This is a genomic window from Pseudomaricurvus sp. ABR4_320, from assembly GCF_056159445.1.
Genome location: NZ_JBSWVF010000002.1, coordinates 650,363 through 665,117, shown reverse-complemented (window position 1 = coordinate 665,117; position 14,755 = coordinate 650,363). Strand labels below are relative to the sequence as shown.

The window sequence follows — 14,755 nt, the reverse complement described above, 5'->3', positions numbered from 1 at the left end:
ACCCATGAACGAAAAACGATCAAATTCTATTTTACGTCCCAGCACCGCATTAGCCGCTATGCTTGTCATGACATCCATCAGCCTTCCCTGCGTAGCTTACGCGCCTGATCGCGACGACAATACCAATGGCTGGATCGAAATGGCCTGGGAAAACGATATTTTTGCCAATGAAGACGCCGGCTACACAAACGGTATCGGCGTGAGCTGGGGACACAGGAATATCGACAACTTCGACAGTTCGCTGCCAGACTGGAGCGCCCGACTGCTGGACAAAACGTTTCTCAATAAACCGCAACACGCGAAGGCAGCTGGCTATTTTCTCGGACAAACCATCTACACACCCGCCGATATCAGCCTCGATGAGCCCGATGCCACAGATCGCCCCTACGCGGGCTTGCTGCTTTGGTCAGGTGTTTTCGCCAGCTATGATGAAACAACTTCAGATCGGTTACGAGTCACGGCGGGAATGGTAGGGCCAGCGTCCTTCGCGGAAGAGTCTCAGGAGTTGATTCACCGCGTGACCGGTTCGGAAGATCCTCAAGGGTGGGATCATCAATTGCACAATGAGCCCGTCTTCGCGCTCAGTGCCGAGCGCCTATTGCACCTCGCTGATGGACATATTGGCAATCTCGATATTGATTCCAGTGTCGGCGCGGGTGTAACCGCAGGCAATTTGCTCAGTGCAGCAACCTCTCTGTTAGCCGTGCGAGTCGGCACCCATTTGGACGCAACCTGGGCAGCTTTGTCGACAGTGCCCACTCGTTCGGTAAATAAGCTGGCGCCTCAGTTTGAGGATAGCTGGCAGTGCTATATTGCGGTCAGCGGCTCTTGGGTTGCGAATGACATTACACTCAACGGCAACACCTTTCGCAACAGCCCGTCCGTAGATCTGATCCACGAGCAAGCGATGCTGGCCGCGGGCGTTGCCTTTAATCACGGCCATCTCGGCTGGTCATTTTCATACCAGCAGGGATCGGATCAATTTGAAAATCAACAGCAACCTACGCGTTTTGGCTCTCTTTCAGTGACCTATTTGTACTGAGCAACAGACAGCCAAACAACAGCAGACTGTCAATTTTCAGAGACGCGGGCATTCACCGGTTTATCATGAAAAACCGGTGAATTTGTACGGCCAGGTGAGCACGCCATAAAAAGGCTCAAACCCTTCAAATTGACTGAAATCACCTTGAGGCTGAACATGTATCCAAACCCAGCAAATGCGACTGTCGGAGAGTCGTTGACGATCAATACGAAGATTATCGGTGCTCGATATTTCAAGAAGCAGTCGGTCAATCTCATCTGCATTACGCGAAGACACCTGACCAGCCTCAGTAAATAACGCACGCAATCGAGGTGACAGCAATTGACTCTGCTCAACCGCGTCGTTTGTAACGGGGACCAGAATTCCTTCCATATCCTGACGCGACATCCCCGGAGCATCCGTCTGATTCCAAAATGACACGCCGGTTGCCATAGGCACAAGAACAGCAACTTGCTCAAGATTTAACAAACATACGGACTTCATCGTCACCTCCAGGACAGTGACACCCAAAGCCACCCATAGATTAAAAGCCAAATATAAAGAAACAGCACAGGGCATCATTTATGTCACATGCCGTGCTCTGCGATAGATCATGAAGAAGTCCCATTGAAGGTAACACGATACCTTACGCCCAAGCCAATCAATTCAAGACATTAATTGGTGATGCATCAAACATAATCCGTAATTATTGGGCGTATAAGATGGGAGACCAATCCACACCGAATACGTCTGTCGTATTAAGATTGCAAAACTCGCGGAACAAACCACGCCACCTGAAACTGAAGATAGGAACCCGTGGTCTTTGCGGGTGTCTTTTATGGAATTGCCCATCAGGAGAAGTTAATGGCACCTTTTCATCTTTCAATAACCCGAACACTGATGGCCGGGACACTGGCAACCCTCGGCATGGTCAGCAGCCTTCCATTGATGGCGGAAGAATCTCTTACCGCTCCTGTCTACAAGGTCAGCCCAGAAGGTATCGAGGAAAAAATCGGCGAGGTTATAGCGACACCGTCAATCACCGGAGGCGTTGCCTTTAATCCCACATTAGCTGACTTAGAAACCGGATCTCATGGGTTTCACCTTTACAGCAATGGTAACTGTGAACCCGCAGAAAAAGACGGTAAGATCGTGGCCGCGGGTGCTGCCGGGGGGCCCTATGACCCTCATAGAACCGGTAAACACGAGGGTCCCGTTGGCAATGGCTATCTCGGCAGCTTGCCGACGCTGTATGTCGAGGTTGATGGAACGGCGAACATTGAGGTTTCCGCGATGCGCTTAAGCATGGATGACCTCTACGGCAAAGCATTAGTGATCCACGCCTATGGTGATAACTATTCAGATCAGCCGCTCCCCTTGGGTGGTAGTGGTCCTATAATCGCCTGTGGCGTATTTCCCACTCGCTGAGACCTAGGCCAGCTAAACTATAACCATGTTGTAATCGCTGCGCACAAGTGACGTCGAAATGCGCATTTTTCCTCCCGTTAAATCTGCATTTCACCTCGTTTTCACCCGGCGCTTACAGTATTGCCAACCCGATTAAAAAGTCGCCCTATCGCTTGAACAATATGTCCCGTCGATAGGCGGCTGTTGACGAAGACTTCTCGCACAGCGGTCATAACACCTTACAATACTACTCCGATAAAAAAGGCCACTCGACGTCGGCCACACTATAGCCTGTGATAAATATGGAGACTGAACAGAATGGAATTGGGTAAGCTGCCGCCGGCAGTACTGTTGGACATTGCCAAGCGAAATGCCGTACTGGCTATCGTTGGACTACTGGCAATTTTGAGTTTTTTCCTTGTCTTTCAAAGCAACTGGTGGCTACTGCTCTTTGTTCCGGCAAGCATTCTTTTCGCCATCGCTGTATACGACCTACGACAAGAGCGCTATACAATAACCCGAAACTTTCCGCTGCTGGCACGCACGCGTTGGATCGCCTACAAACTGCGGCCCTATTTGCGAGCCTATATTGTCGAAGGGGACCTCGAGGGAAAGCCCTTTAGTTTTGAAGCTCGCAAACTGGTACAGGCACGCGCTCGCGGACAAACAGATACCGTACCTTTCGGGACCGAATTGGACACCTATTCTGGCGAATACGAATGGCTGAGACATTCTATCGTTCCCTCCGCCGAGGTTGATGAAACGCCACGTATTCATATTGGTGGCCCCCAATGCCAGCAGCCTTACAGCAGCTCGATACTCAATGTATCTGCAATGAGCTTTGGTTCACTTTCAGCACCCGCCATAGAAGCGCTGAACAAAGGCGCGGCGTTAGGTAATTTTTACCACGATACGGGCGAAGGCGGCATCAGCCCCTACCACCTGAAGCATGGTGGCGACTTGGTATGGGAAATCGGTTCCGGATATTTTGGCTGCCGCGACAGCCAAGGCCGATTTGACCCGGCACTTTTTGCCGAGGAAGCCAGCCGCCCTCAGGTGAAAATGACCGAAATTAAACTCAGCCAGGGCGCCAAGCCTGGTCACGGAGGCGTCCTTCCCGGAGCCAAGGTTACCGAAGAAATCGCTGGAGTTCGCAAAGTCCCAGCCTACCAGGACTGCGTCTCTCCACGCGCCCATTCGGCATTTTCAACCCCGATAGAGCTGTTGAAATTTGCCGCGAAAATGCGTGAACTGTCCGGCGGCAAACCCGTCGGTATCAAACTGTGCGTCGGCCATATTCACGAAGTGCTTGCGCTGATGAAGGCCATGCGCAAAACGGGTATCTATCTGGATTTTATTGTTGTCGACGGCGGAGAAGGCGGCACTGGCGCGGCCCCCCTGGAGCTGTCCGATCATGTTGGCATGCCGCTCACCGACGGGCTCATTGTGGTTCGCAATGCCCTCGTGGGCAGCGGACTAAGAGACAAAGTTAAAATTGCCGCCGCCGGTAAAGTCTTTTCCGGCGCCAGCCTTGCCCGCAATCTCGCCATCGGTGCTGATTGGTGCAACGCGGCACGCGCTTTTATGTTTTCCATCGGCTGTATACAGGCTCAGCGCTGCCACATAGGCAACTGCCCTACCGGTATCACCACACAGGACCCTGGCCGCCAACGGGGTCTGGTGGTAGACGTACAAGCGGAACGGGCTGCCAGATTTCACGATAAAACAATATCTGCTCTCGTCGATATCGTTGCTGCAGCGGGCATTTGTCATCCAGACGACCTGCAGCCACACCATCTGATGCACCGTCTCGGAGCGACGGACGCCGAAGAGATCGATCGCGTTTATCCATTCTTACCCGAGGGCGCGTTACTGGAAGACCCGGATTCAACCCATTATGCCGAGTGGTGGCGTGCAGCGGATCCAGAAACCTTTAAACCGCGAATTGATCTGGTCACTGCCCGCGCCACCAGTCGCGGCGTTGCCAGACACACCCATTAATTCAGCGCCCCACGACTGAATTATCGTTAACGCCCGTCGGCGCCAGCAGGCTGACGGGCCTCTTCTGAGACATCCGCCCGGGTTGCTTCAGGCAACTGCCACTGGTTGTCGTTATCAAGGCACATTTCCTGTGCCGCTTCTGAATTGAACTCAAGCACAAACATGGTCCAGAGGGTGAAAAAGAGCGCTGCGATCAGAGGCCCCACCACAAATCCGTGGATGCCCGCGAGAGAAATACCCCCTAAGGTCGACAACAAAACGACGTAATCGGGGAGCTTGGTATCCCTGCCAACCAAAATCGGGCGCAGCAGATTATCCACCATGCTGATGACCAGTCCGCCAAAAAGCGCAAGTATGATCGCACTGGTATAATCCCCGGCTGCGAAGAAATAAATCACGACTGGCCCCCAGATGATCGCCGCTCCGATGGCGGGAATCAGCGATGCCAGAGCCATCATCACAGCCCAAAGAACCGCCGGCTGTACATCCAAAAACCAGAACATGATGCCCCCAAGAGTCCCCTGGGCGGCCCCCACCAGCATATTGCCTTTGACCGTCGCACGAATTACCTCGGAAAACTTGCGGAACAACTTGGTTTCCCGCTCATCCTCCAGAGGGAAAGCAATTTTTATCCAATGCACAATGTGCGGACCGTCACGCAGTAGAAAGTAAGACACGTAGAGCATCAATCCCGTGTTGAGAAAAAACGCCAGCGTATTTTGCCCGATAGCCAGAGATTGCTTGGTGGCAAAATTGGCAACAGTAGACGCGAAATCACGCAGCTGTTCTTTCAGCGACGCGACATCGACGTTCCAGGATTCCAGACGATGTTGAATGAGAGGAATAGAGGTAGTGACCTTGTCGACGTAACGATCAATATTGGTATCGCCAGCTTCATAGGCTTTGAACAGATCTGCTGCTTGATTAACCACTGAGGTTAAAATCAATATCACCGGTAACACCACCATCACAATGGCGATCATCAGAGTTCCGAGCGCCACCAGGCTGCGGCGATCTGGAAATCGGCGCAATAAACGGGCATTTAACGGTTGAAACAGTACGGCGAGAATACACGCCCAGAGCAGCGGTGCCGCAAAGGGTAAAAGCACCCAAAGAAACGCAGCGGAGGTCGCTATTAAAACCCAAAGAAAAATCTTTTTTTCATCAATCCCGTTTTGCTGGGTTCCTTTCACGAAAATCTCCTATAACTCTGGCACCGCCAGAAAAATGAACGCAGAATTTACGCTAACAATACGAATTCAGGATTAACAACCGCGACTAAAATCTCCAAGAAAATGGATCAACGCAGAAAAGGTCTTTAAATGCTACGCATGCACTATGCCAGATAAATGTCTGGAAAAGACACTTGGGCAGATGCAGCCAGGGAATTTGGCGTCAGGATCGTGTTTTCTCCACCGGAAAACAGGCTAACTCGATCCCAGTAAGAGCGACATGAATGCGCTGCAGGTTAGAAGTAACAACCGAAACAACGATAAGAAAGAACGACGTTAACTTGTTGATGGCAGGTAGGTCGATTGATAGATTTTTAGCCGCAGCTCTACCGATGCGAATGCCCGTTATTCTGCTTGCGAGCAACGCTCGATATTGACTCGCTCACTGCTAATGGCTTTTTCAAGCAGCGCTTCATAATCGGACCGGGGCAAATAGAGCAACAAGGTCCAACAGGCGCCAGCTGCGAATATCAGGGCCTGCACCCAAATTCTATCGACTGAGACACCGAAAAGCGGCAGAATCAGACAGCCCATAACGATCACGAGGCAGACTTCAACAGTACGCAACAAGCGTATTGCACGGCGGTGCCGACGAATTTCCGCAGCGCTCAACTGCATGACTACCCCCAATGTTATGACCGTGAAAGCGTCAGAATACCGACGCTTCTGGAGGCAGAACACCCCAGGTCAGCTCAAAGTGGCAAAATTCAGTTGTAGCAAGGCAAAATTCAGACAACCGGCGTAGGTGACCCACAGTAAATACGGTAAAAGTAACCAGGCCGCGATTCGATCAACTCGGGCGAAAATATAAGTTGTCAGTAAAATCAGTCCCCACAAGACGATAAGATCGAGAAAGGCAAAGTCGCCTCGGTGCCACTCAAAAAACAACCAGCTCCAGAGCGCATTGAACAATAATTGAACAAAATAGAGGGCTAAGGCGACTTTATTCGCCGCAAACCCGGACTTACGCCAAACTCGCCATGCGGCGATTGCCATGAGCACAAAAAGAAAAGTCCATACAGGGGCGAATACTGACGCAGCCGGAGCCCAGGATGGCTGAATCAGCTCACCATAGAACTCCGGCGCGCTGACGGATGCCATCGCCCCCAATGCCGCAATAAGAAAACTGACCGCAAGCCAGGCCAGCAATCCAATAGCCTGATACAAAAAAACAACTCCCATGACTTTTATGATAAAAGCCTAAAACATCGAACAAGTGTTTTAGAGTCTATCAGAACCACTCAGCCAAAGTGTCGAAAAGCACTCATTATCCGCAATATACGCAAGATCTTTACCGTTGCTACAGGTGGCATTCTAATCTTCTATCGACCAACTTATTGGTTGGCGGATTTATTTCACCATCGATAACCGGCAAAGGATGCTTTTCGTTTGAACACACGTCCTGGTGATTTTGGACTTACGCCGAGGGAGGGCTGCTCCCCCTAACCCGCCATAATCCAAACGGTACATCTTTAGCCTTGCCCTTAGGATTGTTTGGCTTCTCTGACCCCCGCCTCAATCATCTCGCCAATGTGGGCATCGATATTCTTCCAGTAGACGAACACTCGTTGCAGAACATCGTCGCTCACACCATCCATCAGGTGACCAACCACGTTATTGACCAACCGCTCACGGGCCGCGTCATCCATCACCTTGTTCACGAGATCATTCGCCTGCTTGTAGTCGTCGTCTTCCGCACGCAGGGTGTAGGCCTCACGCACCATATTGCCATCTGCCGCCCAGACGGCTGTTTCCGGGTAGCGTTCCGGATTCGCAGCGGGGCCACCTTTACTGTTGGGCGCATACACGGGATCAGAAACCTTATTCACACGCATTGCGCCGTCTTTGCTGTAGCTGTGAAATGGACATTTGGGCGCGTTGACCGGAATCTGTTTATAGTTCACACCGAGCCTCGCCCGATGCGCATCCGCATAGGCAAAGATCCGTCCCAACAGCATTTTGTCGGGGCTGGGACCGATACCTGGGGGAAAATTATTCGGCTCAAACGCCGCCTGCTCGATTTCCGTGTGGTGGTCTGTCGGATTGCGATCCAACACCAACTTACCCACTTTGATTAAAGGATAATCCGAGTGAGGCCAAACTTTCGTCAGATCAAACGGGTTAATCCGATAGGTCTTAGCATCTTCATAAGGCATGATCTGCATATGCAGAGTCCAACTCGGGTGATTGCCTTCCTGAATGCTGTTGAATAGATCCCGTTGGTGGTAGTCCGCATCCATTCCCGCCATCTTGTCCGCATCTTCCTGGGTCATACACTCGACCCCCTGATCACTCTTGAAATGGTATTTCACCCAAAAGCGCTCGCCACTGGCGTTAACCCACATGTAGGTATGACTGGAATATCCATTCATCTCCCGCCAAGTCCGAGGGATACCCCTATCACCCATCAGCCAAGTGACCTGATGAGCAGATTCTGGAGACAGGGTCCAGAAATCCCATTGCATATCATGATCACGGAGGTTGTTGTCGGCACGGCGTTTTTGCGAGCGGATAAAATGCTGAAATTTCAAAGGATCGCGAATGAAAAACACAGGGGTATTGTTCCCCACCATGTCGTAGTTGCCTTCGCTGGTGTAAAACTTCACGGCAAAACCGCGAGGGTCCCGCCAAGTATCCGGACTGCCCCGTTCACCGGCAACGGTAGAAAAGCGCATCAGAACATCCGTTTTAGTACCCGGCTGAAAAACTGCCGCCTTCGTGTACTGGCTGACGTCTTCCGTCACTTCAAAATAGCCGAATGCGCCACTGCCCTTGGCATGAGGCTGTCGCTCTGCAATGCGCTCCCGATTGAAATTCGCCATTTGTTCAATCAGATAATGATCGTGCAATACGATAGGCCCATCGTTACCAATCGTCAGAGAATGTTCATCACTGGCGACAGGAATGCCCGCATCCGTAGTGGTGTTTTTTTGTTCGTGCTCGCTCATGGGAATCCTCTCTCGTCATTTTGAAAACAGGCTCGGTAATGTTTACAAACCTGTGTAGCATTGACCTTGTCTAAGGTAGGTTTATAAACCTGACACCCCCTTATCGTCGGGGTTTGCATAGGATGCATCAGGCATCGAGCCAAGTAAGGGCAAGAGGTGTTCCAGAGAGAATCTGACCAGCAGTTTTATTTCGCCAGCGTATTACTCATCCATTGAATTAAGTTTGCGATACAAAGAACGCACACTGATTCCGGCAATCTTCGCGACGGTATCTTTATCATTATGATGTGCCGTCATTAGGTCAGATAGGTAACGATACTCTGCGGTTTTTAGATCGACCCATTCCGTTGCATCCGCTTGATGATCGTCCAGAAGACGAGAGGAATCCGAAGGCGTCCCTCTGCTACCGTGAAATTCCGACCAGGCCTCGACTCTATCGTCAATGTCCAGCGCCTCGCGAATATCCTCTCCTTCTATGACGTTAGTGTCAGACAGAATCACGGCGCGATTCAACACATTGCGCAACTCGCGAATGTTACCGGGAAATGGGTGTTGCGCCAGCTCACTGACTGCGGAATGGGTGAGGTGAATTTCTTTACCGGGACTGATACGTTGTAATAGGACTTGCCCCAGCAGAGGTAAATCATCAAAACGGTCTCGCAACGGCGGCAGGCGAACCGGAAAGACATTGATACGATAATAGAGATCGCGCCTGAACTCGCCGGTTTGCGTCATGGCTCGCAAATTCTTATGGGTGGCACAGATCAATCGAAAGTCCGCGTGCCGCACTTGCGAAGAACCAACGGCGCGATAGGTTCCAGTTTCGATCAGACGTAACAATTTTACCTGCATGGACAGAGGCACATCGCCAATCTCATCGAGAAACAGTGTGCCGCCATCGGCTAACTCCACCAGCCCTTTTCGTTGGCTACTGGCGCCGGTGAACGCACCGCGAACATGCCCGAACAGTTCACTCTCAAACAGCGTATCGGTGAGTCCGGCACATTCCAATGTGACCAGCGGCTTGTTTTTGCGGTAACTGCCCTGATGAATGGCGCTAGCGACGAGCTCCTTGCCGGTGCCGGATTCCCCCAACAGCAAAACCGCCGCATCAGAGGCGGACACACGCATCACTTTAGCCAGCATCTGATTGAATGAGGGTGTTTTACCCACCAGGCTCTTCGCCTGTGGTGCATCGGCACTCGCGACAGGAATGCTTCGCATCAACTCAACAAAAAAGACTGGTTCGCCGTCGTCGCCGGGAATGGGGATAAGCTCCACATCCACATGCTCCGGACCACGGGGTGTCTGATGAATGTGAAGCACCCTTTCCTTGTGGCCTGATTCAAGTGCTTCTCCCAGAGGGCATTCCTCCCCGGCTTGATCACAGGGAAGGGTGTAGCCGTGCGAGACCCGGTAGCAAAACTGCCCCTCAGCCGACGCGTCGCCAAACTCCTCCCGATATCGATGATTGGTCGCCAAAATTCGATAATCCGTCGCCACAAGAATGGCGGGGCAATCGTAGCCTTCCAACATATTGGCAACATGCCGGTGGGGTCGAATATCCGATGCAATCAACGTCATAACACAGTCATATTTGGCAAAAAACTGAGTCAAAAATGGCAAGTCACGGCAATCAAGTCAACCACAAGCGCCTATAGCCAGCCCCAAAACAATAATTTATTTTTAATTTTCAATGAGTTACCAAAGCATAAAAATATTGGCACACAAACTGCCAATCTCTACCCCTAACAATCGCCACACCTGACGGAGTTGAGCCGAACGTGCCAACGCGTCATAACATCAATAACACACTGCCAGGTACTGCAAGATGACTGATCTGCACAAAGGTTTGCCGGAAGTGGCACCATTTTTTGACAAGGATTCCAATACCTTCTCGTACATCGTAATCGATCCCGCCACACGCCAGTGTGCTATCGTCGATTCTGTACTCGATTTTGACTACGCCTCGGGGGCAACCACCACCACCGGTGCCGATGCGATTATCGATTATGTGAAATCCCATCAACTGCTTGTGCAATGGTTAATTGAGACTCACGTCCACGCGGATCATATTTCAGCGGCACCCTATATTCAGCAGGCGGTAGGCGGCAAGCTAGGAATTGGCGAACATATCCTCACCGTGCAAGAAACCTTCGGAAAAATTTTTAATGAGGGAACCACGTTTGCTCGCGACGGTTCACAGTTTGACCATCTGTTCACGGATGGCGAAGCCTACAAGGTTGGACAAATCGAGTGCGTAGCGCTGCACACACCAGGTCATACCCCTGCGTGTATGGTGCACGTTATTGGCGACGCAGCGTTTGTCGGCGATACCCTGTTTATGCCCGACGCTGGCACTGCCCGCGCGGACTTTCCCGGCGGTGACGCCGGTACGTTATTCGATTCGATTCAGAAAATACTCGCGCTGCCACCTGAGACTCGCGTTTATATGTGCCACGACTATCAACCCAATGATCGAGCGCTGGAATTTCAAACGTCGGTTGCCGAGCAAAGTCGCAATAACATCCATGTTAAAACCGGGACCGCCAGAGAAAACTTTGTGAAAATGCGCGAAGAGAGAGACAACACACTGTCGATGCCACGATTGATTCTTCCGTCTCTGCAGATCAACATGAAAGCGGGACATCTACCGGAACCCGAAGACAACGGAGTCCCTTACCTTAAGATTCCATTAAATCTGTTTTCCTAGGGAACCACCAAAGAAACACCTCTGTTGCCACTCGCACCAACTCACGATCACAACAATAATCCCACAGGATACGTTTATGAAACTGACTCAGCTTACCGATCAGTACAGTGTCTCCGAACAACTTCAGCCACAAGACCTGGATGAACTCGCTGCCCGAGGCGTCAAGACCATTATCTGTAACCGCCCTGATGGCGAAGCCGCAGAACAACCTGCGTTTGCCAGCATCGCTGCTAAAGCCAAACAGCTGGGTATGAATGCCGTTGCCATTCCGTTTACGGGTGGCGAAATGACTGCAGCCCACGTCGCGGCCTTTCGCGAAACCATCGCGACAGGCGACCGTACACACGCATACTGCCGCACGGGAAATCGATCAACCAAAATCTGGGAAGCCGCGCAAGAGCAACTCCAGCCTCCTGCAACACCAATTCCTGCGTCGGAAAAACAAGCGGCTCCGCAAACTGCAAAACCCCACTACCCAGTGGTGATTGTCGGCGCCGGCACCGCAGGTATCGCTGTGGCAACCAGCTTGCTGAAGCGCAAATCCGATTTGCGCATCTGCCTGATTGATCCTGCCGAACACCACGCCTATCAGCCGGGATGGACCATGGTTGGCGGCGGCGTGTTTGACATTGCTACCACTCGTCGCCCAATGGCATCGCTGATTCCCGATCGCGCGACCTGGCTGCAAAAAGCCGTCGCCAGTTTCGATCCGCCCAACAATCGGTTAATGCTGGATGATGGCTCGGAAGTCTACTACGGCCAACTTATCGTCGCCGCAGGCATTGAGCTGAACTGGGGAGCGATCGCAGGCCTAACCGAGACACTCGGCAAAAATGGCGTCACGTCCAATTACTCTTTTGAAACCGCGCCCTATACCTGGGAGCTGGTGTCCAGCCTGAAAGGGGGCAAAGCGATTTTTACGCAGCCACCCATGCCAATCAAATGTGCGGGAGCCCCCCAAAAAGCCATGTACCTGGCGGCCAGTCATTGGCGTCGTCATTCTGTTTTGGACAATATAGATATTGGCTTTTACAACGCCGGTGGCGTGTTGTTCGGTGTACCGGCCTATGTGCCGGCATTAGAAGGTTATGTCGAACGCTATGGCATCAACCTGAATTTCTTGCACAACCTGGTGCGTGTCGATGGTTCGACCAAAACAGCAACCTTTGCTCATAAACCCGCCGAAGGCGACGCTGTAGAAATCACCGTCGACTTCGACATGCTTCATGTCTGCCCCCCGCAACGGGCACCGGCGTTTATTCGCGACAGCCCGCTGGTGGATGCTGGCGGCTGGGTCGATGTCGATCCACAAACCTTGCAACATAAACACTTCGCCAACGTCTGGGGATTGGGAGATGTCACCAACACGCCCAACGCAAAAACCATGGCGGCAATTCGCAAGCAGGCGCCGCTTGTGGCTCAAAACCTGTGTGACCTGATCGAGAAAAAAACGCCTCGCTGTCACTACGACGGTTATGGCTCCTGCCCTCTTACGGTCGAACACGGCAAAATCGTACTGGCAGAATTCGGTTACCAAGGCAAATTAATGCCCACCTTCCCAAACTGGGTCAACGATGGCACCAAAGCGACGTCAGCCGCGTGGCATTTGAAATCGGATTTTCTGCCCTGGTTCTATTGGCATGGCATGTTAAAAGGCCGGGAATGGCTCGCTGATCCGTTAGCATCCTGACAGCGAGCTCCGAATGATGAAAGTACTCTCTCGGTTGCCCGCAGCGACCTGGCTAAGGCATTACGACCGCCCGCAGTTTATTGCCGATCTCACAGCGGCCGTCATTGTCACGATTCTGCTGATTCCCCAGTCACTGGCCTATGCCATGCTGGCACGGGTCCCACCAGAAGTCGGGCTTTATAGCAGCATACTGCCTCTGGTTGTCTATGCTTTTCTGGGAACCAGCCGCACCTTATCAGTAGGTCCGGTTGCGGTTGTATCACTGATGACAGCGACCTCTCTGGGCAGTATCGCCCAGGCGGGAACCGCCGATTACCTCACAGCAGCGGTGACGCTGGCCCTGCTGTCGGGGATTTTTCTGTTGCTGATGGGCTTTTTTAAACTCGGCATGATCACCAATTTTCTATCCCATTCGGTGATCTCCGGATTTATCACGGCCTCAGGCATTATTATCGCTCTCAGCCAGATGAAACACATATTTGGCATCAGTGCTCAAGGCGACACCCTGTTTGAATTGTTGCCGCCGTTACTGCGCCAGATAACAGACACGAATCTGATCACCGCCGCCATTGGCTTTTCCATGCTGGCGTTTTTGTTGGGCACCCGCAAACACGCCAGTCGCCTATTGATGAACGCAGGCCTGTCCCGCCAAGTGGCCAGCTCTCTGTCAAAGACGGCGCCGATAATCGGTGTTTTTATCAGCATTGGGTTGGTGTACGGACTTTCACTGCAGGATTATGGTGTCGCCATAACCGGCGATATTCCCGCCGGCTTACCGACACTGTCACTGCAGCTTCCGACGCCAGAACTGGTCCACCAACTCGCGCTGCCCGCCTTATTGATTTCACTCATCGGCTATGTGGAGTCTATCTCTGTCGGCAAGACACTCGCTCATCGTCGGCGGCAAAAGGTGGATGCCAACCAGGAACTCATCGGTCTGGGAGCCGCCAATTTGGCCTCCAGTGTCTCTGGCGGCTACCCGGTTACCGGCGGGTTTTCCCGAACTATTGTCAATTTTGAAGCGGGCGCGGTCACGCAATTGGCCAGCATCATGACGGCGGCTGGCATCGCTATCGCCTCTGTCTATCTGACACCGATGCTCTACTATCTGCCAAAGGCAACTCTGGCAGCGACCATTATTGTCGCGGTGATCAGTCTGGTTGATTTCAGCATCATCCGCAAAACGTGGACCTTTGCCCGCGGCGACTGTTATGCGGTGTTGGTCACCATTTTGGTGACCCTCTGTTACGGAGTCGAAATTGGAGTCGCCTGTGGCGTCGGAGTATCTATCGCGCTGCATCTGCAACGTACGTCGCGCCCTCACATTGCCGAAGTGGGATTGATCGAAGGCACGGAACATTTCCGCAATGTGCACCGCTTTCATGTGCAAACCATTCCTCAGATATTGAGCTTGCGTCCTGACGAAAGCCTGTTCTTCGCCAATGCCCAATGCCTGGAGGAAACGGTCACCAATACCGTTTATGACCGCGGCGAAATCGCCCATGTGATTCTGCAATGCAGCGCCGTCAATGAAGTGGACTACAGCGCCCTGGAAATGCTCGAAACACTTAACGAACAGCTTCAGGGTCAGGGCATTAAGTTACACCTGTCCGAGGTCAAAGGGCCGGTTATGGATAGGCTTCGCCACACGGGACTGCTACTGAAATTGTCTGGGGATGTCTATGTGTCCCACTACGACGCTTACAACAAGCTGCGTCAGCTCTACCGCGACTCGCCGTAATC

At 52.2% G+C, this 14,755-nt stretch carries 12 protein-coding genes; 6 read left to right on the top strand and 6 right to left on the bottom strand.

All coding sequences use genetic code 11. From position 1 onward, the window contains the following. Positions 1–4 precede the first annotated feature (4 nt). A complete protein-coding gene (locus ACXAFR_RS06060) occupies positions 5–1,042 on the top strand; it encodes a lipid A deacylase LpxR family protein (protein WP_475173738.1) in 1,038 nt (345 codons plus the stop codon). Positions 1,043–1,105: 63 nt separating this feature from the next. Here ACXAFR_RS06060 and ACXAFR_RS06055 read toward each other — a convergent pair whose 3' ends face one another. Beyond that, the gene (locus ACXAFR_RS06055; protein WP_475173736.1) at positions 1,106–1,525 is read right to left on the bottom strand and encodes a DUF6210 family protein; all 420 of its coding nucleotides are present in this window, start codon (positions 1,523–1,525) and stop codon (positions 1,106–1,108) included. Positions 1,526–1,885: 360 nt separating this feature from the next. Here ACXAFR_RS06055 and ACXAFR_RS06050 point away from each other — a divergent pair, with 360 nt between their 5' ends. Both ACXAFR_RS06050 and ACXAFR_RS06045 read left to right on the top strand, forming a co-directional pair. Further along, complete coding sequence (locus ACXAFR_RS06050; protein WP_475173733.1) at positions 1,886–2,449, top strand: superoxide dismutase family protein; 564 nt, start codon at positions 1,886–1,888, stop codon at positions 2,447–2,449. A gap of 297 nt (positions 2,450–2,746) precedes the next feature. Further along, on the top strand, positions 2,747–4,429 hold the full coding sequence (locus ACXAFR_RS06045; protein ID WP_475173731.1) for an FMN-binding glutamate synthase family protein: 1,683 nt from the start codon (positions 2,747–2,749) through the stop codon (positions 4,427–4,429). A gap of 26 nt (positions 4,430–4,455) precedes the next feature. Here the strand turns inward: ACXAFR_RS06045 and ACXAFR_RS06040 are convergent, their stop codons facing one another. The 5 genes from ACXAFR_RS06040 to ACXAFR_RS06020 form a co-directional block, all read right to left on the bottom strand. Continuing rightward, on the bottom strand, positions 4,456–5,622 hold the full coding sequence (locus tag ACXAFR_RS06040; protein WP_475173729.1) for an AI-2E family transporter: 1,167 nt from the start codon (positions 5,620–5,622) through the stop codon (positions 4,456–4,458). A gap of 384 nt (positions 5,623–6,006) precedes the next feature. Further along, positions 6,007–6,279, bottom strand: coding sequence for a hypothetical protein (locus ACXAFR_RS06035; RefSeq protein WP_475173727.1), 273 nt, complete (start codon positions 6,277–6,279; stop codon positions 6,007–6,009). 69 nt (positions 6,280–6,348) lie between these two features. Next, on the bottom strand, positions 6,349–6,828 hold the full coding sequence (locus ACXAFR_RS06030; RefSeq protein ID WP_475173725.1) for a TspO/MBR family protein: 480 nt from the start codon (positions 6,826–6,828) through the stop codon (positions 6,349–6,351). 317 nt (positions 6,829–7,145) lie between these two features. Beyond that, positions 7,146–8,609, bottom strand: a complete 1,464-nt coding sequence (locus tag ACXAFR_RS06025) for a catalase (protein WP_475173722.1) — start codon at positions 8,607–8,609, stop codon at positions 7,146–7,148. A gap of 201 nt (positions 8,610–8,810) precedes the next feature. Continuing rightward, positions 8,811–10,193 carry a sigma-54 interaction domain-containing protein gene (locus tag ACXAFR_RS06020; RefSeq protein WP_475173720.1) on the bottom strand — a complete coding sequence of 461 codons (1,383 nt, stop codon included), beginning with the start codon at positions 10,191–10,193 and terminating at the stop codon, positions 8,811–8,813. Positions 10,194–10,440: 247 nt separating this feature from the next. On the opposite strand from ACXAFR_RS06020, the gene ACXAFR_RS06015 reads away from it, so the two are divergent. From ACXAFR_RS06015 to ACXAFR_RS06005, 3 genes are all read left to right on the top strand, one after another. Continuing rightward, positions 10,441–11,322 (top strand): MBL fold metallo-hydrolase, encoded by an 882-nt coding sequence (locus tag ACXAFR_RS06015; RefSeq protein ID WP_475173717.1) that lies wholly within the window; start codon positions 10,441–10,443, stop codon positions 11,320–11,322. A gap of 76 nt (positions 11,323–11,398) precedes the next feature. After that, entirely contained in the window at positions 11,399–13,012 is a 1,614-nt protein-coding gene (locus tag ACXAFR_RS06010; protein WP_475173712.1) for a bifunctional protein tyrosine phosphatase family protein/NAD(P)/FAD-dependent oxidoreductase, read from the top strand. A gap of 13 nt (positions 13,013–13,025) precedes the next feature. Further along, positions 13,026–14,753 (top strand): SulP family inorganic anion transporter, encoded by a 1,728-nt coding sequence (locus ACXAFR_RS06005; protein ID WP_475173710.1) that lies wholly within the window; start codon positions 13,026–13,028, stop codon positions 14,751–14,753. The last annotated feature ends 2 nt before the right edge of the window (positions 14,754–14,755 follow it).